The organism is Neglectibacter sp. CSJ-5, assembly GCF_032490475.1.
Taxonomy (GTDB): domain Bacteria; phylum Bacillota; class Clostridia; order Oscillospirales; family Acutalibacteraceae; genus Hominenteromicrobium; species Hominenteromicrobium mulieris.
Window position 1 is genome coordinate 124,707 of sequence record NZ_JAVYJC010000006.1, and the last position, 22,560, is coordinate 147,266.

The window sequence follows — 22,560 nt, forward strand, 5'->3', positions numbered from 1 at the left end:
GGCGCAGATGTCCTTCTTCCCCTCAGAGGCAGAACAAATTCAATCCATCGCAGAAGCGGAGAGTGTAACACCCTCCGCTTTTTCTATGTTCATTTCTCAGAATGATATTGACCACATCCTGCGCGCGGGCGGTAATGCGGATGCAGCGCGGATGAAAATTGCTGCGGAATTCTCCAAGCAAAAACCTTTAGAGGATCGCGCGGCATTTCTGAAAGCTCTTTACCACGGCGGCAACGGCCTGATTACGGATAACGGCAGGTTTTCCGCATGGTACGGGGACGATGGTATCCATATTGCAACCGGAGATACCTCTCGCTATCTTCGCTCTGCACAAGTGATAGGCTGGGCAGATGCGGCGGAGCGTATTGAGGAACTTCTGGACGGCGGCACATTTGCCACCAATCTTGAAGTCACAGAAGCCCCGCGCTATGAGCGGCTGGGTATTGCTGTGGATGTCTGGAATCTTTATCACGATTTCTCGGATGAAGCAAAATCGCTGGGGTATCTGTCCTGCTTGGGCAATATCCATAGCACCAGCTTTCCAGAGGAAACGGAGCGTCTGACGGACGATCTGCTGAATCCGGCGTTCCGGGATAGGCTCCTGTCGGAATACAAGGTATTCATGGACGCCTACCACGAAAACCGTGCGCTGCTGCGCTTCCATTACCACCGGCCGCAGGCACTTCTCACACGTTTGGAAGATCTGTCCTTTCCGCGAAAGGAATTCCGCTCCGATATGACGGCTGTTCCAGCAACCGGCAGGTTTATCACCGAAGATGAAATTGCGGCTTCTCTTGCAAACGGAAGCAGCTTTGAGGGTGGAAAGACCCGCATCTATGCGTTTTTCCAGACACAGCATACTCCCAAGGAAAGCGCCGATTTTCTGAAAAAGGAGTACGGCATCGGCGGGCATACCCATGCCGTATCCAGAGAGAGCGGCAGCTATGAAGATCACGGCAGCAAGGGCATCACGCTGAAAAAAGCGGGCTGTGCAGATGTTCGGATGAATTGGAACAAGGTCGCTTCGCGTATCTCTGAGCTGATTCGGATGAACCGCTATTTTACACCAGACGAACAGGCGCTTTATGATAAGGCGCAGGCACAGGATGTAGTGCGAAACACCGCCTACGACAGCTATAACGCCATCAAGGAATCCCACCCGGACAACATCGTGCTGTTTCAGGTGGGGGATTTCTTTGAAATGTACGGTGAGGACGCAAAACAGGCGGCGGAGCTGCTTGACCTCAACCTTACCACAAGAGAGATACCCGGCGCTGGCCGTGTGGAGATGTGCGGCGTACCGTCGCACAATTTAGAGATGTATGTAGAGAAATTGCGCGATAAGTATGATGTGACGATTGCCGAAGCGCCAGACTTTAGAGGTGAGCGCCACATTTACACGCTGCGCTCTATCGACCATGAAGCAGAAGCCGCCATCAATGCTTATGAAGCAGAGTTCGGCGCGGACGGCACGAGGGTGTTCCGCGACCCCGCCGCAGAGCAAGTTCAGCCCACGGTGCAGGAACGTTTGGAGCATTACAGGCCGGTGGTGATGGCAGCGGTTTCGGAGGATACGGCCTATCGCAACGCCTGCGGTCACTCTGACCGGGAAAATGCGGAAATCGAGTGTAATGCCGCTGTGCGCCGTGCCGTTCTCAATTCAAAAGATATGGAGCTTATCCGGCTATTTTCGGATGTTCCAGAATTCCGCAGCCGCTTACATCAGGAGGTTTTTGAGGGAACCTATGAGCGGCTTCACGATCTGCTGCGCCCGCTCTCGCAGGACGATATAGACGATGCACTCCGTGCATGGAACGGAAATATCGAGAGCAAACACGCCGTAGTGCGGTATATGCAGCAGCACGGACGTGAAAAAGAAACTGCTGCATGGCTTGCTCACGAGTACGGCGGCAAGGAGGGCAACAATCTCTTTATCGTCCGCGCTGGAAGCCCGGAAACCGCCGAACTGACATGGCCGAAGGTGCAGCGGCGACTGGCGCAGCTCATCCGCGAGGATAAATTCTACACCGAGGCGGAACGCGACAATTTCGATGATATTGACCCTGTTGCCATTCGGGAAACCCTCGCCGAGCGCGGCATCGTGGGCGGCAAAGTAGTTGACCCCGAAAAGCTGAACAGCGATCCATTTATCCAGCGTGTGATGCAGGATGCGGAGCGTGTTGCGGAGCAGGCGCTCATGGAACGTGCAAAGGGACTGATCTCCGACTTCTGCCGGAGTGAATACGACTCAGAGGCGGATTTCAGCGACCCCACCAAGATTGGCGTCGCTTACACCACCGTCACCGACGATGAGATTCCCATTCAGGTGAACATTGACCTTGTGAATTACCGGCTGGAGCGCTATCTGGATGACGAGCATCTGGAAACCCGGCAGTACGGCTCTTTGCAAGAGATTATTACCAACGAGCTGGAAAACCTCGATTTCAGCGACCTCATTCATGTTTCGGATGAGGATGTGGAGCAATACCGCTGGCATGAGCCAGGGGAAGCAGTTACAGACGTTCCCGAAACAGCTCCTGTCCCGCAGAGAGAACCGTTCCCGTATTCCGTAGGCGATACGGTATATTTGGAGGACGGCAAGCCGTTTATTATTGAGAGCATCGGTCTTTTTGATATTTCTCTCCGCGATCCGTCGCTTCGCTATCCCGTTTCCCGTGCGGAGAGCAGGGAGAGCTTCGCACGGCTCATGGAGCGGTATCCGCAGCCGGAACAGGCACCCGCCTACACCGAGCAGACCGTGGCGGTGTATCCCGCTGACAAAAACAACCTCCCCTATGATGTGGAGATTCGCACCCTGCGCTTTGACGAGCCGGAGCATGACCCGCTCTCTGCGGAACCCGCCAAGCCTGAACCTCCTGCTATGAACGAGGAAGAAAGGCTGATTCTGGAGCATGAAGGTCGAGCGGCACTCTCGGAAATGGGAGAGTTTGTGCCGGATTTTGATGATGCCATCTCTCAGGCCGAGATCGACGAGCCTCCCGCACACCGTCCTGCGGTATCTATCCCCGTTGACGGCGAGTGGCAGGGCTTTCCCAGCGTCGCCGTTGCGGAGCAGGCCGCTTATGCCGACTTTAAGGCGGCAAGCCACCGCGACGCGCAGAATTTCCACATCACCGATGATGCCCTCGGCATCGGCGGCGCAAAAGCCAAGTTCCGGGCAAATATGGCGGCGATCCGCCTCCTGCAAGAGCTGGAGTTTGAGGGCTTACAGGCCAGCCCGGAGCAGCAGGAAATCCTCTCCCGCTATGTCGGCTGGGGCGGTTTGGCTGATGCGTTCGATGAAAATAAGCCAAATTGGGCAGACGAGTTTGCAGAGCTTTACGCCACACTTTCCCCGGAGGAATACGCCGCTGCCAGAGCGTCCACGCTGAATGCCCATTACACCAGTCCCACCGTCATCAAGGCGATCTATGAAGCGGTCGGCAATATGGGCTTCCAGACTGGCAACATTCTGGAGCCATCTATGGGCGTCGGCAACTTCTTTGGCCTGCTGCCGGAGCAGATGCAGGGCAGCAAGCTTTACGGCGTGGAGCTGGACAGCATCACCGGACGTATTGCCAAGCAGCTTTATCCCAAGGCGGACATTACCATCGCGGGCTTTGAGACAACGGACAGAAAAGACTTCTATGACCTTGCCGTGGGCAACGTCCCGTTCGGACAATATCAGGTAGATGACCGGGCTTATAACATGCTCGGTTTTTCCATTCACGACTACTTCTTCGCCAAAACCCTCGACCAAGTGCGTCCGGGCGGCGTGATCGCGTTCGTGACCTCCCGCTACACGATGGACAAGCAATCGCCCGAAGTCCGCAGGTACATCGCGCAGCGGGCGGAGCTGCTGGGTGCCATTCGTCTGCCCAACAATGCGTTCCGCGCCAACGCCGGTACGGATGTGGTTTCGGACATTCTCTTTCTCCAAAAGCGTGACCGTCCCATTGAGATCGAACCGGATTGGGTACACCTCGGCCAGAACGAGGATGGCTTTGCCATCAACCGCTATTTTGTTGACCACCCGGAGATGATTTTAGGCAGGCAGACCTCCGAGAGCACCCAATACGGCAAGCAGGATTTTACCGTTGTCCCCATTGAGGGGCTGGCGCTTGCAGATCAGCTCCATGATGCCGTAAAAAACATTCGCGGCACCTATCAGGAGGCGGAACTGCCAGAGCTGGGCGAGGGCGAACAGATCGACACGTCCATCCCCGCAGACCCCAATGTGAAAAACTACTCCTACACCGTGGTGGACGGCGAGGTGTACTACCGGGAAAACAGCCGCATGGTCAAACCGGAGCTGAACGCCACCGCCGCCGAGCGTGTCAAGGGCATGGTCGCGCTGCGGGATTGCGTGAATGAGCTGATTGCCCTGCAAATGGACGAGTACAGCGCAGAAAGCCGGATTCAGGAAGCGCAGACCGAGCTAAACCGCCTCTATGATGCGTTCTCCGCAAAACATGGCCTGATCAATGACCGTGCGAACCGTCTTGCGTTCTCTGACGATTCCTCTTACTACCTCCTGTGTTCACTGGAAGTGCTGGACGACGACGGAAAGCTGGAGCGCAAGGCGGATATGTTCCACAAGCGCACTATCAAGCAGCAGCGCAGCGTAGATTCTGTGGATACCGCCAGTGAAGCCCTTGCTGTCTGCATCGGAGAAAAAGCCTGTGTCGATCTCGGCTTCATGTCCTCTCTTATGGGCGGCAGTGAAAAGATTCCACAGATTGTTGAGGATTTGAAGGGCGTCATTTACAAGGAACCCAACAGCGGCCCGTTTGACTTGCAGGACGGCGGCGTGCATTGGGCGAAGGGCTGGCAGACGGCGGACGAATATCTCTCCGGCAACGTCCGGCAGAAGCTCCGCACCGCGCAGCGTGTAGCAGCGCGCGACCCATTCTTCGCCGGGAATGTGGATGCCCTGATTGCTGCCCAGCCGAAGGACTTGGAGGCCAGTGAAATTGAGGTGCGGCTGGGTGCGACATGGCTTGATAAGAAGTACATCGAGCAATTCATGTACGAAACCTTTGATACGCCCCGCTATCTGCGCGGACAGATCGAGATTAGCTATGTCCCATACACCGCAGAATGGCAGGTTTCCCGCAAGAGCATGGTGCGCTACAACGATGTGGCGGCATTCACCACCTACGGCACAGACCGCGCCAGCGCCTACCGGTTGCTGGAGGATGCGCTGAACCTCCGCGACATTCGTATCTACGATACCATTGAGGATGCAGACGGACGGGAGCGCCGTGTCCTCAACGCCAAGGAAACCACCCTTGCCGCGCAGAAGCAGCAGCTTATCCGGGATGCGTTCAAGGACTGGATTTGGAAAGACCCGGATCGGCGCGAAACGCTGGTACGGCAATACAACGAGGAAATGAACAGCACCCGTCCCCGCGAGTATGACGGCAGCCACATCGTTTTCTCCGGTATGAACCCGGAAATCACCCTCCGAGAGCATCAGAAAAACGCCATCGCCCATGTGCTGTACGGCGGGAATACGCTGCTGGCACACGAGGTCGGCGCGGGAAAAACCTTTGAAATGGTAGCCTCTGCGATGGAATCTAAGAGATTGGGACTGTGCCAGAAATCCATTTTTGTCGTGCCAAACCATCTGACGGAACAGTGGGCGTCCGAATTTCTGCGGCTCTACCCTTCGGCCAATATCCTTGTCACTACCAAGAAGGACTTTGAAACCCACAACCGCAAGAAATTCTGCGCCCGTATCGCCACCGGCGACTATGACGCCGTTATCATCGGCCACAGCCAGTTTGAGCGTATCCCCATCAGCCCGGAGCGGCAGGAACGGCTCCTTCACCAACAGATTGAGGAAATCACCGATGGCATTCAGGATACCAAGCTTGCAGGCGGCAACAGCTTTACCATCAAGAGCTTGGAGCGCACGAAAAAGGGGCTGGAGGCGCGGCTGAAAAAGCTGCAAGCCAGCGACCGCAAGGATGATGTGATTTACTTTGAACAGCTCGGCGTAGACAGGATGTTCGTGGACGAGTCGGACAATTATAAAAATCTTTTCCTCTATACGAAGATGCGCAATGTGGCAGGGCTTTCCACCACCGATGCGCAGAAATCCTCGGATATGTTCTCAAAGTGCCGCTACATGGATGAGCTGACCGGCGGGCGCGGCGTGGTGTTTGCCACCGGCACCCCGGTTTCCAACTCCATGACAGAGCTTTACACCATCCAGCGCTATTTGCAGCATGACCGGCTGCAAGAGATGGGTATGGGACACTTCGATTGCTGGGCAAGCCGCTTTGGAGAAACCACCACCGCGCTGGAGCTTGCCCCGGAGGGGACAGGCTACCGGGCAAGGACGCGCTTTGCAAAGTTTTTCAACTTGCCCGAATTGATGAATCTGTTCAAAGAGGTCGCCGACATCAAAACGGCGGATCAGCTCCACTTGCCCACGCCGGAGGTTGCGTATCACACCATCGCCACCAAACCCACGCAGATCCAGCAGGACATGGTAAAAGCCCTCTCGGAACGAGCGTCCAAGGTACACAGCGGTGCGGTCAGCCCGGATGTGGACAATATGCTCAAAATCACCTCGGACGGACGCAAGCTGGGGCTTGACCAGCGCATCATCAATCCCATGCTCCCCGACGAAGAAACCACCAAGGTCAATCAGTGCGTGGCGAACATTCTCCAATACTGGCGCGACGGTGAGGAGGAAAAACTGACACAGCTTGTGTTCTGCGACATTTCTACGCCAAAGGCCACGCCCTCGCAGCGGGCGGCAAAGGCTTCCCCCGGTACGCTGGACAGCCCGGAAATCCATGCGCTGGAGAGCGCGATTTCATTGGAGGAAAGCGCGGAAACGCCGTTCACGGTCTATGAGGATGTGCGCCAAAAGCTCATTGACGCCGGTATGCCCCCGGAACAGATCGCGTTCATCCACGATGCCAATACGGAGGTCAAAAAGCGGGAACTGTTCGCAAAGGTACGCAGCGGTCAGGTGCGCGTCCTGATGGGCAGCACGGCCAAGATGGGCGCGGGCACCAACGTGCAGGATCGTTTGGTCGCACTTCACGATTTGGATTGCCCGTGGCGTCCCCGTGATCTCACGCAGCGAAAAGGCCGCATCGAGCGTCAGGGCAATCAGAACAAGCTCGTTCATGTCTGCCGCTATGTGACCGAAGGGACGTTTGACGCCTACCTCTGGCAGACCGTTGAGAACAAGCAGAAATTCATCTCTCAGATCATGACCTCAAAATCCCCGGTTCGCTCCTGTGAGGACGTGGACGCTACGGCGCTGTCCTTTGCGGAGATCAAAGCGCTGTGTGCCGGTGATCCCCGCATCAAGGAGCGTATGGATTTGGACATCGAGGTGTCCAAGCTCAAAATTATGAAAGCAGACCACAACAGCAAGCAATTCCGCTTGGAGGACAGTCTGCTGAAATACTTCCCGGAAAAGATAGAAGAACACAAGGGCTTTGTTCGTGGGCTGGAGGCGGATATGCAGACCCTCGCGGCGCATCCGCTCCCGGCAGAGGGCTTTGTCGGCATGGAGATTCGCGGCGACCGGCTCACCGATAAGGAAAACGCCGGTGCCGCGTTGCTGGATACCTGCAAGGAGGTCAAGGGCAAAGACCCGGTACAGATCGGCAGCTATCGCGGCTTTACCATGTCCGTTGCTTTTGATTCCATGTGGAAAACGTACACGCTGACGCTGAAAGGCCAAATGACCCATCGCGTTGAACTCGGTTCGGATGCCAGAGGCAACCTTGTCCGCATTGAGAACGCGCTGGATAAAATGCCGGAGCGTCTGCGCAGCGTTCAGGAGCAGCTTGAAAACCTCTATAACCAGCAGGCAGCGGCAAAGGCTGAGGTCGGTAAGCCGTTCCCGCAGGAGCAGGAGCTGGCCGCGAAAACGGCGCGGCTGATTGAGCTGGATATGGAGCTGAATCTGGACGGCAAGGGACAGCCGCAGCCTGAGCAGGCGATTGCAAAATCGGCGCGGCCTTCCGTTCTGGACAGGCTGAAAGCGTCGCCTGTTCATGGCGCACCGGAAAAGCCCCACAAAAAAGAAATGGAGGCACGATAATGAAAAATATTCCTGTTTACAAGCACACGGCGGCCTACGCCAGAGAGCATAACGAGCTTGCGGCCTACCGCGCTTCCAATCAGGCGAACACGGCCTGCAAGGAAGCAATCGAAGCCGCTATCCGTGACCACTACCGGGATAACCGGTTGGATACAGCGGCGGTCGCTCAGGTGGTGCAGCAGTTCGGCTATGACCACGCGTTTCACGTCCTTGCCATCACCGTCTGTCAAGCGGACTGGGACAGGCGCTATTCTCCCGACAACAGGGCTTGGGCAAACGCCATGTCCATCCCTGCCAATCCCGACGCATGGGGTACTGACCGCAACTGCTATCTGGCCGTCAACAGCCATCCCGGTCTGGTCGATCTGTTTCTCAGCCAGACCCGCAAAGCCTACGCGCAGGAGCAGCAGAAAACCTCTGTCCGGGACAAGCTGAAAAAGCCGCCTGAAACAACTTCGCCGAAAATTTCGGCGAAGTCCAAAGCCCCGGAGCGTTGAGCGATGGCAAAGCGTAAACGAGATATTCAGCTTAAATTCCGCGTCACACCGCAGGAACGGGAAATGATCGAAACGAAGATGGCGCAGTTCGGCACCACCAACATGGCGGCGTATCTCCGCAAGATGGCGATTGACGGATACGTGGTAAAGCTCGATCTCCCGGAGCTGCGGGAGCTGGTGTCCCTGCTTCGGTATTCCAGCAACAACCTCAATCAGCTCACCCGCCGCGCCCACGAGACGGGACGTATCTATGAGGCCGATCTGAAGGACATTCAGCAAAATCAGGAGCGGATATGGACGGCGGCGGAGAAAATCGTTTCCTCGCTGGCGGCGCTGAAATAAGTCGCAGGGGCGGCGGAATAACCGCCGCCCCTGCCCGTACAAAAGCAAAAGCCCCGACGCAAAACAGCATCGGAGCTTCTACGGTTCCAGATTATTTTCATTGAATAACGGCGAGGCAAAAAAGCTGCTCAGGTCGATCTCCAATCCCTGACAAAGCTCGTGGATGATCCGCAGCTTCATAGACGGGTATGCGCAGTTCACAAGATTACCGATGGTGGACTTCGGTACGCCGCTTTTCATATAAAGCTGATACTGCGTCATGCCCCGCTCCTGCATCAGCTCAACCAAACGCCTGCTGACGGCTTCATTCAACTGCAAGTACCACACCTCCCGTCCCTGTAACTGTACCAACATTATATTTCCCATCTGGAGAAAATTAGTTCAGGTAGCTGTACTAAAGCGAGATTCTGTGATATGGTTAGATGTCGGGCAAAAGGCGAAAACTATTCGTGGGACTTTGCCGCATCCTTGCAAAACACCAATAGGCAAAGTATTCTAATATCAGAAAAGAAATTTGACCGCTTGGAAAGGAGCTGCGGAACGTATGCTGACAAACGAAATTGTGCTGAAGGTATTTTCTGACTACCTCAACCGCGATACGGATTTTGAAGTGATCCTGACCAGCAGAGGCTACACGGTCATGGGTTTTGACAACCACCGTCAGGACTGGAACACCGTAGACTATTGCCCTACGCCCGAAGCGCTGCGGGACTCTCTGTTGAACGCTTATGAGAGCTTCTGCGAGCTGGAGATCACGGGCGGTGATCGTGATTTGACTGCTACGGAAGAAGCGCTGCTTGCGGAAGAACGCTACGCATTGACCGCGCTCTGCGAAAAGGAGGCCGCAAAATGTTCATCCTGAAAATTCTCTTTGCGTCGCTGTCGCTTATCCTGTCCCTGTTCGTCTGGTTGTGCGCGGGGCTGCTGTCTTGTTCCGGCTTCGTGTTCAAGCTGGCAAGCGGACTGCTCTCCCTGCTGGCTTTCGCCGTGCTGATTACCTACTCCGTAAAGAACGGCATCATCCTCCTTATGCTGGCGTTTCTGATCAGCCCGATGGGACTTCCCATGCTGGCCGTGTGGGGGCTGGGCAAACTGCAAGACGTGAACTCTGCCATGAAAAACTTCATTCATAGTTAAAGTGCAAGCCGGGGCGAACGCCTCGGCTTGCTTTTCTAAAATCCCTGTTTACTTTCTTGCTAATCTCGGATATAATATTAGCAAGAAGGAAGTGATAACATGACCGCCTACGACCGGCTTGATCTGCTTTTTCAGCAAAACAATGGGATCGTCAAAACCGCGCAGGTTTTGGAAATCGGTATTGCCAAGTCCACGTTTTACGCCTACGCTAAGCAGCGCGGCGTGGAGCAGGCAGCGCACGGCGTTTATGTTTCGCCCGACGCATGGACGGACGCCATGTACCTGCTGCACCTTCGCTGTGCGCAGGCCGTATTCTCCCATGAAAGCGCATTGTTTTTCCATGACCTGACCGACCGGGAGCCGAGTCCGTATTCCATCACGGTCAAGACTGGCTACAATCCCGCCAGTCTGCAAGCGGATGGCATCAAGGTCTACACCATCAAGAAAGAATTGCATGACGTGGGGATCGTCACGATGAACACGCCGTTCGGGAATCCCGTTCCTGTCTATGATATGGAGCGTACCATCTGCGATCTGATCCGCAGCCGCAGCGGGATCGAGACGCAGACCTTTCAGGATGCACTCAAGCAATACGCAAAACGAAAAGACAAGAACTTACGGAAACTGATGCGCTATGCGCAGATGTTCCGTGTTGAAAAACTGCTTCGGCAGTATTTGGAGGTACTCTTATGATTAAGACTGCACGGCAGCTCAAAGACCTGATCCGCAATCTCTCCAAGGACAAAGCCGCAGATGCACAGATTCTGATGCGCAATTACATGATGGAGCGCTTTCTGGAGCGCATTTCTCTTTCGGAGTACCGGGACAAGTTCATTCTCAAGGGCGGGATGCTGGTGGCTGCCATGGTCGGCCTTGACGCCCGCTCCACAATGGACATTGACGCAACCGTAAAGGGTGCGACGGTCGGCATCGAGGAAGTAGAGAATATGATCGCCTCCATCATCTCCGTTCCGGTGGACGATGGCGTGGAGTTCCGTGTGAAGCGCATTTCCGAGATCATGGACGAAGCCGAGTATCCGGGCATCCGCATCAGCATGGAAACGGAGTTTGACGGCGTAATAACGCCGCTCAAAACCGACATTTCCACCGGTGACGCTATCACGCCCCGCGAAGTGCGGTACAGCTTCAAGCTGATGCTGGAGGATCGCTCCATTGAGATTTGGGCGTACAATCTGGAAACCGTTCTGGCCGAAAAGCTGGAAACCGTCGTGTCCCGCGCCACCACCAACACCCGCATGAGAGATTTCTATGATCTGCACATTCTGAGCCGGCTCCACGGACAGAGTATCGTTCCTGCTGATCTCCGGGCGGCGCTCATTGCAACGGCCAAGAAACGCGGTACAGAGAAGTATCTTGCCGACGCGCCTGCGGCCTTTGATGAAGTCGAGGCCGACTCAAATATGGAAAAGCTGTGGCGGGCTTATCAGAAGAAGTTCTCCTATGCTGCCGACCTGTCGTGGCATACGGTCGTGGAATCCATCCGCAGTCTATATAGATTAGCGCGGGCTGAATAATATGGGAAACAGTAATAAGGTCTGCCCGAACTGCGGCAGAAAGATGAAGCAGCAGTTCATAGGCTTGCAGCATTGCAAATGCGGCATGAGCTGGAAAAAGGACGAAGGCTTTTTCGAACGCACCCCTGATATGATCTTTGCTCTGGAACGACGAACCATTGGAGGAAAGGTAAAACAGGTTCCGATTATCCGCTATCAATCCGATAAATGAAGAATAAAACGGTCTGCTTCGGCAGGCCGTTTTGCTTTTCAAGGAGGTGAACACCCATGGCAACCACGCGCCTGATGCCCCTGCACACCGGCAAAGGCCGCACGGTGGGACAGGCCATCAGCGACATCATCGACTACACCGAAAATCCGCAAAAGACGGACGGCGGCAGGCTGATTACGAGCTGGCAATGCGACAGCAGGATCGCCGACGCCGAGTTTCTTTTCACCAAGAATCAGTACATTCAAAAGACCGGCAGAGTGCGCGGCGAGGATAATGTGATTGCCTACCATCTGCGGCAATCCTTTGTCCCCGGCGAGATCACACCGGAGGACGCGAACCGTTTGGGCTGTGAGCTGGCCAAGCGCTTCACCAAAGGCAATCACGCCTACATTGTCTGCACCCATATTGACAAAGCCCATATTCACAATCATGTGATTTGGAACTCCACCGCGCTCAGCCAGACCCGAAAATTCCGAAACTTTTGGGGTAGCAGCCGCGCCGTGCGGCGGCTCAACGATACCATCTGCATCGAGAACGGCTGCTCCATCGTGGAGAATCCGAAGCGCCACGGCAAGAGCTACAACAAGTGGCTGGGCGACAAAAAGAAGCCCTCCCACCGGGAGCGAATCTGCACAGCCATTGACGATGCGCTGACACAAAAGCCCGATAGCTTTGAAACGCTGCTGGAGCTGCTGCGGCAGGCCGGGTATGAGGTCAAGGGCAAAAAAGTCCCATCCCTGCTGGGCGGCGAACAGAAAAAGTTCATTCGCATGGATACCCTCGGTGACGGTTATACTCCCGCAGATCTCCGCGCGGTGATTGCAGGTGAAAAGGCGCATACGCCGCAAAAGAACGCCGCCGCGCCGGTCAAACCGGAAAAGCGCAGCGGGAATCTGCTGGTGGACATTCAGGCAAAATTACGCGCTGGCAAGGGTGCCGGTTATGCGCGTTGGGCGACGTTATTTAACCTGAAACAGATGGCACAGACGGTGGCCTATCTGCAAGACCATGAGCTGTTAGATTACGCCATTCTCTCGGAGAAAGCGGCGGCAGCGTCCGCTCACTTCAACGAGCTTTCCGCAAGGATCAAATCTGCGGAAACACGCATGGCCGAGATTGCCGTGCTGCGGGAGCATATCGTGGGTTATGCCAAGACCCGCGATACCTACGTTGCCTATCGCAAGGCCGGGTACTCCAAGAAATTTCTTGCAGAGCATGAAAGCGAGATCACGATCCACAAGGCCGCAAAGAACTATTTTGATGGACTGGGCTTCAAGAAGCTGCCCACCATCAAGGCGCTGAATACCGAGTACGCCGAGCTGCTGGCGGAGAAGAAAGCGGCCTACGCCGACTACCGAAAAGCCCGTGAAGAAATGAAAGAGCTGCTGACGGCCAAGGCCAATATCGACCGTATTCTGGAGTTGGATAAGGAGCTGGAGGAAGCGAATGAACGACGGGAAAAAGAGGCGGAGCAGCGCTGAGCTGCCCGCCCACAAGCGATTTGCAAAATCGCGCAGCCGATGGATTTATCCATCGTTCCAGAACACAAAACTTGTGTTCTGCGGGGATTGGGGCAGCGCCCCAACAAGCATGAAACAGGCGGGTTCCGTGTGAACGGAATCTGCCTGTTTTCGCAAAGTGGGTACCGCTTTGCATTGCTTGCCAGTTTCTTGTTCCCGTTCGTAACCCCTCTGAAGCCGTGGTTTTCGATGCCGCATATAGCGTAACGCTTCGCCTCGCACGCGGCCGGTTGACCGTGTCTGCGTCTGCGCCTCGTCGTACCCGAACTGCGCGACATGGCACTCTGCCTCTGCGGGAACGTCCCTGATTTTTTCTGTAGCAGCTTGCATTCGTGCTGAAAATTGACTTTCAGGCGTAAATCGTGTAAACTATATTAGTACATTAGTCACTGCTAACCAAAAAAAGGAGGGCATCCAATGACAAGCGAATACATGAACAACCTCTATCGGGATCTGCTCTCCAATTCACCGCAGACCGTAACGATCCCGATTCCTTCTGATATGGGAACCGGACAAATTGCGCAGGTGGTGACAAAACAGGGTGCCGTTGTTTCAGACTGGAAGATGAATTATTTTTCTGACATGAATGTGCGCGGGATTAACAGCGAGGACTATATTCAAATGCTGTTCTGCCTGAACGACGGCGTGTCGTGGAATATTGCAGGCAGCAGAGAGGGCGCTTGTCTTGCAAAGGGAGAATCCTGCATTTACCGTGGACACGGGAAAATGGAGTCTCTCTGTTATGCGCAAAACAGCGACTTCTATTTTAAGAACATCAAAATTCCCGTTCCATATTTCAAACGTTTATTACAGGACTACTTCGAGGATGGCGAGATTACCGTCTATGAAAAGAAACTGCTGACCGGAATTTCAAAGGTGAGCATAACGCCCTATATGGAGCATATTTTCGCAGAGTTACAAGACTTTACACATTATCGGGGTGGGCTTGGGTATCTGTTTCTGGAAAGCAAAATCCACGAATTGCTGTCAGTATATTTGAGCGAAGTGTTGGAGCTGCGAATCCTCTCGCCGGAATACTGCTGCATATCAAAAAGTGAACGTGATTGCATCATCGAGGCAAAGAGAATCATTGACAGCGAGCTTGCCTTTGCGCCAAGCTGTGAAGGACTGGCAAGGCAGGTTCAAATCAGCGTCTCTAAATTATCAAGGGGATTCTCCATGATGTACGGCATTTCGGTTCATGCGTATGTTATTGAGCAGCGGTTAGAGCGAGCCGCAGGATTGTTATTGGAGAGCAATATGAACATTGGGCAGATAGCGGTTCTTGTGGGTTATACAAAGCCCAGCAACTTTTCTGCTGCATTTAAGAAAAAGTATGGAGTTATGCCAAAAGATTATCGAGAGGCCAGCCGAATCAAATAGGTGCTTTGCATACCCAAAATAAATACCGATTTTGGGTAGAATGAAATTGCTTTTGGGTTGGATATTGGGCATGAAATTGCTAAAATGCGTGGTGTGGTTAGAACACTCTAACCACACCACATTTTCATTTTCTCAGAGGAGGATACTGGTATGAGTTCCCAGAAAAAAAGTTCCCGGCTTGAGGGAAAAGATTTAATTACTATCGGCATCTACACCGTCATCTATGTCGTGATTGTTATGCTGGTGGCGATGCTTGGCTTTATCCCCATTTTTATTCCGCTGATGGCGGTACTGTGCCCTTTGATTGGCGGCATCCCCTATATGCTGTATGTTACAAAGGCTAAAAAATTCGGGATGACTGCAATCATGGGTTTCCTGATTGGCCTAATCATGGTGTTCTTCGGCAACGGCTATCTTACTATGGTAACTGGTCTCGTTGGCGGCCTGTTGGCCGACGTGATCCTGAAAAAGGCGGACTACAAAAGTGCAAAGAGTACAGTTCTTTCCTGCGGCGTGTTCAGCATCTGGGTGTTTGGCAACTTTGCTCCCATTTTCCTGAACCGTGAAAGCTATATGGTAATGTTGACTGAAGGATACGGCGCTGAATATGCAGCTACCCTTAATACATATATGCCTATGTGGATTGCGCCTATTCTGCTGGTTGCCTGCTTTGTGTTTGGCCTTGTCGGAGGTGTGATTGGGAAAGCTATTTGCAAAAAGCACTTCCAGCGTGCCGGTATTGCATAATGGCGCGGGAAATTCTGCTCAGCAAAAAAACAGAACAAGGGTTACGGCTCGATCCGCGTACAAAACTGTTGCTCATCTTCATCATAAGCATTTTTGTCATGGGTGGAACAGGCGGAGAAGCTATGGGGCTGATCCGCCTTGTTCTTTGTACGGTTCCGGCTATATTGCTGCTTACCTCGAAACAATGTGCAAAAGCTGTGGGCTATATTGCTGTGTTTTCTGCTTTTTATGCTGTTCAAATTTATGTTTTGCCGCACCTTACGGGAATATTGAATTTCCTCGTTCTGTTTACAACAGGATTCTTCTGCCGAATCCTTCCCAGTGTTGCGATTGCTGCCTATGCAGTGAAAACAACAACGGTCAGTGAATTGATTTCCGGCATGGAAAGAATCCATATGCCTAAAGAAGTGACGATCCCCTTAACGGTCATGTTCCGCTTCTTTCCAACTGTCTTTCAGGAGTCAGAAGCAATCAGTGACGCTATGAAAATGCGTGGGATTAAACTTGGAGGGAAAAAATCTTCAAAAATATTGGAGTATAAGCTGATCCCGATGATTACCTGCTCCGTGAAAATCGGTGAGGAACTTTCCGCTGCGGCAATTACCCGTGGCCTCGGCGCTCCTGTCAAACGCACAAACATTTGCCAGCTTAAATTCAATTTTGCCGATGTGGTGCTGATCTTGTTTTGTTGCTTTGTAGTGTTTTGGGCGATTGCTTCCCCGATAATTTCCGCAGGAGGGATTTTGCCATGATAGATTTTCAAAATGTTTCTTTTTCTTATGGTGAAGAATCCAGCGGCGGAGGGATTAGAAATGTCAATCTCACCATAAACACAGGGGAATTTGTTTTACTCACGGGAGAATCCGGCTGTGGGAAAACAACGATTACCCGTTTGGTAAACGGGCTGGTGCCTCATTATTACGAGGGCAATTTAGAGGGCGATGTCCTTCTGGACGGAAAAAGCGTATCAGATACGCCGCTTTATGACTTGGCTGCTATGGTGGGATCTGTATTCCAGAATCCCAAAAGTCAGTTTTTCAACGTGGATACGGATAGTGAATTAGCCTTTGCCTGTGAAAATTTAGGCTATCCTCAGGAGGATATCCTGAAAAGGATTGACCGGACAGTTTCCGATTATCATATTGAAGATTTGATGGGGCGAAGCGTGTTTGCTCTGTCCGGGGGCGAAAAGCAAAAAATAGCCTGTGCTTCATCAAGTGTATTGCTGCCGGGAATTATGGTCCTGGACGAACCATCTTCTAATTTGGATATGGCTGCTATTGATGACCTGCGGCAGGTCCTGAGCCTCTGGAAAAAGCAGGGCAAAACAATTCTGATCGCAGAACACCGCCTTTACTACCTTCACGATCTTGCAGATCGTGTGCTGTATGTAAAAGATGGGGAGATTGAACGGGAATACACGCCTGCTGAATTTGACAGCTTATCGGATGGCACTCGAAAAGAAATGGGACTGCGGCCGTTTTCTCTCTCGAAGTTGAAGCCTGCGAATCAGTATCAGGCGCATACAGCTAAACAGATGGAATTTCAAAATTTCTGCTTTGCGTATAAAAAGCGGGAACCGGAAAGCCTCCATATTCCGAGTGCAGAACTGCCTGTTGGAGAAACGATTGCCATTATCGGTCTGAATGGCGCTGGAAAATCTACTCTGGCCCGCTGTATTTGCGGACTGGAAAAGAAGTGTGGCCTTTTGCAGGTTGACGGGAAAACCCTTGATTGGAAAGCCCGGCTCAAACATTGCTACATGGTAATGCAGGATACCAGCCATCAGCTATTTACCGAAAGCGTGACGGATGAAGTGCTTCTGAGCATTGACAACGAGGATGAAACTGTTGTGGATAAAATCCTTAAACAGTTTGATCTGCTGGAATATAAAGACAGGCACCCGCTTTCTCTTTCCGGCGGGCAAAAACAGCGGGTAGCGATCGCGTCTGCCATTGTGAGTAACCGGGAGATCATTGTGTTTGACGAACCAACCAGCGGGCTTGATCTCAAACATATGCGGGAAGTTGCGCGGAGTTTGAAGTCACTCGCGGATCAGGGCAAAACGCTTCTTGTTATTACGCATGATCCGGAGTTGGTGATGGCGGGATGTTCGTATGTAGTCCATATGGAAAAAGGGCAAATAAAAGAAAGCTATCCATTGGACGAATCCGGCAGTAAAAAGGTTTTGGATTTTTTCCGAATCCGCCAGTGAATTTTAGAAATTATGAATGTCAGGGCCGCCTTGACTGGACAGAAAGATAATGATAAGAGGCCGCTTTACTTTGGCGGCCTCTTGTTTTTGAAGCACAGACAGTACGGCTCAATATAAGGAGGGCTTATGTTCAAAAAAATCTTTGAGTACGCAGGGCCATATAAGAAAAATATGTATGTGGCCACGGTTGTTGTACTGGTCAGCGTTCTTATGGGCGTCCTGCCTTTTGTGCTGGCCTATCAGGTCATTTCGCCATTGGTTATGGGCGATTCTGTTGAAACAGAATTTGTTTTATTGCGTGTTATAGGGGTTTTGATCTGTCTTGTTTTGCAGGCGTTTTTTTATGGATGGGGATTATCAATTTCTCATAAAGCAGCATATAACACATTGTTCCGGCTGCGGGTATCTCTGCAAGAGAAGTTTGAGAAACTTCCCCTTGGCATTGTGGAGGAAAAAGGGACAGGGACAATCAAAAAGCTGTTTGTCGATGATGTGGACAGCTTGGAATTGCTCCTTGCTCATTCAGTCCCGGAGGGTATCGCAAATTTGCTGATTCCGCTGGTGATTTATGTTGCTATGTTTTGTGCGGACTGGAAACTGGCTCTTATGTCTTTGGCCTCTATCCCGATCAGCCTGCTCTCCATGGTCATTATGTACTCTGTTGGAATGAAGCGCATGGGTCCCTACTATCAGTCTGCACAGAAAATGAACAACACGATCATTGAGTACATCAATGGTATGGAGGTTGTCAAGGTTTTCAACCGGGAGAGTGAATCTTACGAGAACTTCCGCAAGGATGTAACGGACTATCGGGATTATACCTTGGCATGGTATAAGGCCGCCTGGCCCTGGATGGCGATATACGGAAGTCTGCTGCCCTGCACTGTTATTCTGACTTTGCCTCTTGGGGCATGGTTTGTTCTCTGTGGCATAAGCACTTTACCTGATTTGATTTTAGTCCTTTGCCTTTCCCTCAGCATTGGGATTCCTCTCCTGAAAGCACTGGGCTTTATGGAGACGATTCCGAATCTGAATTATAAGATCACGGCACTTGAACAGATGTTAAATGCGGCGCCGCTGCAAGCTGCTGAGGATGATTTCCACGGACAGGATTTTAACATTTCTTACGATCATGTTTCCTTTGCGTATCAGACGACACAGCCTGGCCCAGATGGGAAACCGATAATAGCGGAAAACGAAGTCCTCCACGATATTACCCTTGTGGCAAAAGCAGGACAAAAAACTGCCCTGGTTGGTGAATCCGGTTCTGGCAAGAGCACCCTTGCAAAACTGTTGATCCACTACTATGACCCGCAGAAAGGGAGCATTTCCATTGGCGGGCAGAAACTTTGTGATATGAGCCTGGAGGCATTGAACAGCCGCATTTCCTATGTGGCTCAGGATCAGTACCTGTTTAACACCTCTCTGCTGGAAAATATCCGTCTTGGACGTTTGGATGCTACCGATGAGGAAGTAATGCAGGCGGCTAAGAAAGCCCAGTGTATGGAGTTTCTGGAAAAGCTGCCGCAAGGTATTCACTCCATGGCGGGCGATGCGGGGAAAATGCTTTCCGGGGGGCAGCGCCAGCGAATTTCCCTGGCGCGAGCAATATTGAAGGATGCCCCGATTGTAGTGCTTGACGAGGCCACGGCCTATGCTGATCCAGAAAATGAGGAAAAAATGGAGGCTGCTATTGCGGAGCTGGTGAAGGGAAAAACCTTGGTAGTTATCGCTCACAAACTTCCCGCTATAATGAACGCAGATCAAATATGCGTTATGGATCACGGAAAGATGGTGGCAACCGGAAAACATCAGGAGCTGATTCAAGCTTGCCCAGAATACCAAAAGTTGTGGAAAGCGGCTCAGGACAGCGCCGAGTGGAAAGTATCTACTGCAAAGGAGGGAAGATAAATGTTTGCATTGATTTCAAGAATCCTGAACCTCTCCGGGAGGTATAAAAGCCGTATTCAGGCTGCATTTCTATGTGCATTTGTCGAGTCCATTCTCTCCAAAATGCCGATCTTCATGGCGTTTATTGTCTTGGCCGGGTTTGCTGATAATACGCTGACTGGAAAGACCTGTCTGTTTGTCGGACTTGGATTATTAGCTGTTGTAGTGGTTCAGACAGTGGTTCACTATTTGAGCGACCGTCTGCAAAGTGCCGCTGGATTTATGATCTTTGCTGATAAACGGATGGAGTTGGGAAATCATTTAAGAAAAATGCCGATGGGTTACTTTACATCGGGGAATATTGGCAAAATCAGCTCTGTTCTCAGTACGGATATGGTATTCATTGAGGAAGTTTCTATGAGTACCATTGGCAACATGATGAGCTATATGCTGTCTACTTTGGTTTTAGCTGTTTTTATGTTCGTACTGGATTGGAGACTTGGGCTGATTGCGGTAATCATTACCTTGCTGGCATCGCTGGTTGCAAAATATATGAATAAGGTTTCCTTCAAGGAGGCTGTCGGGCGTCAAAACCAAAGCGAGAATTTGACGGATGCGGTCTTGTCTTTTGCTGAAGGAATTGGGGTTATCAAAAGTTACAATCTGCTCGGAGAAAAATCTGACGAATTAACGGAAAACTTCAAAAAATCAAGGGATGTCAATACGAAGTTTGAGCAGAAAATGACACCGTGGACCACTGGCTTAAACATTCTCTATGGCGTGGGTATTGCCGCTATCTTCGGTTTATCCGTTTTTTTACATCAGGAAGGCGTACTCTCCCTGGCTTATCTTTTGGGCGTGCTGCTGTTTGTCTTTGATCTCTTTGGACCTCTGAAAGCTCTTTATGGAGAAGCAACCCGACTGACCGTGATGAATGCCGCATTAGACCGCATTGAAGCTGTTTTGGACGAGCCCGAACTTCCCGATAACGGAAATCAACATATTCTGTCACAGGCACAGCCGGATCAGCCAGAAGTACAATTTAGCGATGTGGGCTTCGCCTATCAGGACAAGGAAGTCCTGCACAACATCAGCTTCTCTATGCAGAAGAATACCATGACCGCACTTGTGGGACCGTCTGGCGGTGGAAAATCCACGATTGCGAACCTTCTGGCGCGGCTGTGGGATGTGAAATCCGGCAAAGTGACAATCCGTGGTACAGATATTCGGGATGTACCTCTCGCCGAACTGATGGAACAGATCAGCATGGTTTTCCAGAGGGTGTACTTGTTCCAGGATACCATTTACAACAATATCAGCATGGGTAAACCGGACGCTACCGAGGAAGAAGTCTATGAGGCTGCAAAAAAAGCCCGCTGCTATGATTTTATCATGGCGCTGCCAGATGGATTCCAGACAATCATCGGTGAAGGCGGCGCTACTCTGTCCGGCGGCGAAAAGCAAAGAATCTCTATCGCCCGCTGCATTTTGAAGGACGCACCGATTGTCATTTTGGATGAAGCGACTGCAAGTGTTGATACCGATAATGAAAGCTATATCCAGGAGGCAATCAATGAACTGGTAAAGGGTAAAACATTGCTTGTGATTGCACACCGCCTGAATACCATCCGTCAGGCAGATCAGATTTTGGTGATCTCCGATGGACGGATCAGCGAACAGGGAACCCATGACGAGCTTATGGCAAAAGCCGGAATTTATCAGGATTTTGTAAATATCCGTAAAAAGTCCTCCGGCTGGAGCCTTGCATAAAGGAGACAATAGTGAAGATTCATGCGTCCGGAGAGGATTATCTGGAGGCTGTGCTGGTTCTTCAAAAGAATCACGGTGCTGTCCGCTCTATTGATGTTGCACGGCGTGTTGGAGTTTCAAAAGCCAGTGTAAGCTATGCGGTGTCGGCTTTGCGTGAAGGGGGCTTTTTAACGGTAGATAGTGATTACGTTTTGCATTTGACCGAAACAGGCCGGAATGTTGCCGAAAAAATTTATGAGCGGCATCAGTTCTTTACAGAGCAATTTATCGCAGCTGGCGTTGACCCTGAAATTGCAGAGCGAGATGCTTGCCGGATTGAACACGCCATCAGTCAGGACACCTTTGAAAAGATCCGGGATGCACACAAACAGGAAAAATAGGATACTAATGCCCGTCGTTCCAACTGTGCGGACAAGAGCAGCCAGTGGGGAAAATATAAGCCCACTGGCTGCTCTACATGAAAGACAATCATCGGCCCTTTTGTTTTCCCCTGTACATCACTTCAGCTTATCTGCGCTCATGCACAGGTCTATGTACCGTTGCGACTCTTCTTCACCCTTTCCTGCAAAGTAATCAAGAACGCACTTGGCAACGGTCTGCGGCGCTCTATCGTGGAACACGATTCCATCCAGACTGATGTCCATTTCTTCTGAGATCAGCGCAACCGTTTCAAATTTCGGATTGCTCTTGCACTTTTCAATCTCAATGACAGTTCGGGTACACATATTAAGCCGTTCCGCTAATTCGCGCTGCGTGATCTTTTTCTGCTCCCGCTTTTCGCGAAGCTTTTGAGCGAACAGGTCAAGAAAGTTCATTGTAAATCACCTCTACTACATTGTAGAGTGAGCCTCAATTCACTTAAATACACATGAAGCTCACATTGAATGAGCCGCAAATCACATTCAGCGAGTTGGAGGTAATTTTATGATGTCACGGATGAACAGGAGATACTGCTAAGGCCGCTCGCGGTCATGTAAAAAAGCATAAGCACCGATTAGCCGTCCACTTCAAAAAGCACGCGGCTATCCCCCAGACGAGCTGCACTCACGAAAGCGAGTTGCAGCTCTCTTTTTATGCGGTTTGGTTCATCCGTAATTTAGCCCCTCCCGGTACAGTATTCGTTACTCATGTTTTCACTCGCACGCAAGGCGCTCGTTCAGGTCATCACGCCTGTTCGAGCGCCTTTTTACGTTTTCCTGTCGGCTGTCGTTCTCCGCCGGTGTTGGTCTGGTTCAC

Annotated in this window: 18 protein-coding genes; 16 read left to right on the plus strand and 2 right to left on the minus strand. The window is 51.8% G+C overall.

Features of this window, described 5'->3' with window-relative positions:
• Positions 1 to 7: 7 nt before the first annotated feature.
• From R2K26_RS12535 to R2K26_RS12545, 3 genes are read left to right on the plus strand one after another with little or no spacing between them, the layout of a single operon-like run.
• A complete protein-coding gene (locus R2K26_RS12535; protein WP_396897252.1) occupies positions 8 to 8,077 on the plus strand; it encodes an SNF2-related protein in 8,070 nt (2,689 codons plus the stop codon).
• Positions 8,077 to 8,574: a DUF3849 domain-containing protein gene (locus R2K26_RS12540; protein WP_316521941.1), complete on the plus strand. Its 498-nt coding sequence runs from the start codon at positions 8,077 to 8,079 to the stop codon at positions 8,572 to 8,574. The genes R2K26_RS12535 and R2K26_RS12540 overlap by 1 nt, the downstream gene beginning before the upstream one ends.
• 3 nt (positions 8,575 to 8,577) lie before the next feature.
• On the plus strand, positions 8,578 to 8,916 hold the full coding sequence (locus R2K26_RS12545; protein ID WP_316521944.1) for a plasmid mobilization protein: 339 nt from the start codon (positions 8,578 to 8,580) through the stop codon (positions 8,914 to 8,916).
• Positions 8,917 to 8,994: 78 nt separating this feature from the next.
• Here the strand turns inward: R2K26_RS12545 and R2K26_RS12550 are convergent, their stop codons facing one another.
• Positions 8,995 to 9,234, minus strand: coding sequence for a helix-turn-helix transcriptional regulator (locus R2K26_RS12550; RefSeq protein ID WP_316521948.1), 240 nt, complete (start codon positions 9,232 to 9,234; stop codon positions 8,995 to 8,997).
• Positions 9,235 to 9,460: 226 nt separating this feature from the next.
• Between R2K26_RS12550 and R2K26_RS12555 the strand changes: the two genes are divergently transcribed.
• The 13 genes from R2K26_RS12555 (at position 9,461) to R2K26_RS12615 (ending at position 21,704) form a co-directional block, all read left to right on the plus strand.
• Positions 9,461 to 9,778, plus strand: coding sequence for a hypothetical protein (locus tag R2K26_RS12555; RefSeq protein ID WP_316521951.1), 318 nt, complete (start codon positions 9,461 to 9,463; stop codon positions 9,776 to 9,778).
• The gene (locus R2K26_RS12560) at positions 9,766 to 10,053 is read left to right on the plus strand and encodes a CD1845 family protein (RefSeq protein WP_316521954.1); all 288 of its coding nucleotides are present in this window, start codon (positions 9,766 to 9,768) and stop codon (positions 10,051 to 10,053) included. The genes R2K26_RS12555 and R2K26_RS12560 overlap by 13 nt, the downstream gene beginning before the upstream one ends.
• A 99-nt stretch (positions 10,054 to 10,152) precedes the next feature.
• Complete coding sequence (locus R2K26_RS12565) at positions 10,153 to 10,746, plus strand: type IV toxin-antitoxin system AbiEi family antitoxin domain-containing protein (protein ID WP_116705480.1); 594 nt, start codon at positions 10,153 to 10,155, stop codon at positions 10,744 to 10,746.
• Positions 10,743 to 11,588: a nucleotidyl transferase AbiEii/AbiGii toxin family protein gene (locus R2K26_RS12570; protein ID WP_116705479.1), complete on the plus strand. Its 846-nt coding sequence runs from the start codon at positions 10,743 to 10,745 to the stop codon at positions 11,586 to 11,588. The genes R2K26_RS12565 and R2K26_RS12570 overlap by 4 nt, the downstream gene beginning before the upstream one ends.
• 1 nt (position 11,589) lies before the next feature.
• The gene (locus R2K26_RS12575) at positions 11,590 to 11,799 is read left to right on the plus strand and encodes a hypothetical protein (protein ID WP_007883161.1); all 210 of its coding nucleotides are present in this window, start codon (positions 11,590 to 11,592) and stop codon (positions 11,797 to 11,799) included.
• A 56-nt stretch (positions 11,800 to 11,855) separates the two neighbouring features.
• Positions 11,856 to 13,280: a relaxase/mobilization nuclease domain-containing protein gene (locus R2K26_RS12580; RefSeq protein WP_185916436.1), complete on the plus strand. Its 1,425-nt coding sequence runs from the start codon at positions 11,856 to 11,858 to the stop codon at positions 13,278 to 13,280.
• A 456-nt stretch (positions 13,281 to 13,736) separates the two neighbouring features.
• Entirely contained in the window at positions 13,737 to 14,702 is a 966-nt protein-coding gene (locus R2K26_RS12585; protein WP_055270723.1) for an AraC family transcriptional regulator, read from the plus strand.
• Positions 14,703 to 14,852: 150 nt separating this feature from the next.
• Entirely contained in the window at positions 14,853 to 15,449 is a 597-nt protein-coding gene (locus tag R2K26_RS12590) for an MptD family putative ECF transporter S component (RefSeq protein ID WP_005601664.1), read from the plus strand.
• Positions 15,449 to 16,201: an energy-coupling factor transporter transmembrane component T gene (locus R2K26_RS12595; RefSeq protein ID WP_006428309.1), complete on the plus strand. Its 753-nt coding sequence runs from the start codon at positions 15,449 to 15,451 to the stop codon at positions 16,199 to 16,201. The genes R2K26_RS12590 and R2K26_RS12595 overlap by 1 nt, the downstream gene beginning before the upstream one ends.
• Complete coding sequence (locus R2K26_RS12600; RefSeq protein ID WP_055270719.1) at positions 16,198 to 17,664, plus strand: ABC transporter ATP-binding protein; 1,467 nt, start codon at positions 16,198 to 16,200, stop codon at positions 17,662 to 17,664. Before R2K26_RS12595 ends, R2K26_RS12600 begins: the two co-directional genes overlap by 4 nt.
• 126 nt (positions 17,665 to 17,790) lie before the next feature.
• Positions 17,791 to 19,575 carry an ABC transporter ATP-binding protein gene (locus tag R2K26_RS12605; RefSeq protein WP_185916438.1) on the plus strand — a complete coding sequence of 595 codons (1,785 nt, stop codon included), beginning with the start codon at positions 17,791 to 17,793 and terminating at the stop codon, positions 19,573 to 19,575.
• Positions 19,576 to 21,324, plus strand: coding sequence for an ABC transporter ATP-binding protein (locus R2K26_RS12610; protein ID WP_185916439.1), 1,749 nt, complete (start codon positions 19,576 to 19,578; stop codon positions 21,322 to 21,324).
• An 11-nt stretch (positions 21,325 to 21,335) separates the two neighbouring features.
• A complete protein-coding gene (locus tag R2K26_RS12615; RefSeq protein WP_055270715.1) occupies positions 21,336 to 21,704 on the plus strand; it encodes a metal-dependent transcriptional regulator in 369 nt (122 codons plus the stop codon).
• Positions 21,705 to 21,821: 117 nt separating this feature from the next.
• On the opposite strand, the gene R2K26_RS12620 is transcribed toward R2K26_RS12615, so the two are convergent.
• The gene (locus tag R2K26_RS12620; RefSeq protein WP_021633225.1) at positions 21,822 to 22,139 is read right to left on the minus strand and encodes a helix-turn-helix domain-containing protein; all 318 of its coding nucleotides are present in this window, start codon (positions 22,137 to 22,139) and stop codon (positions 21,822 to 21,824) included.
• Positions 22,140 to 22,560: the final 421 nt, after the last annotated feature.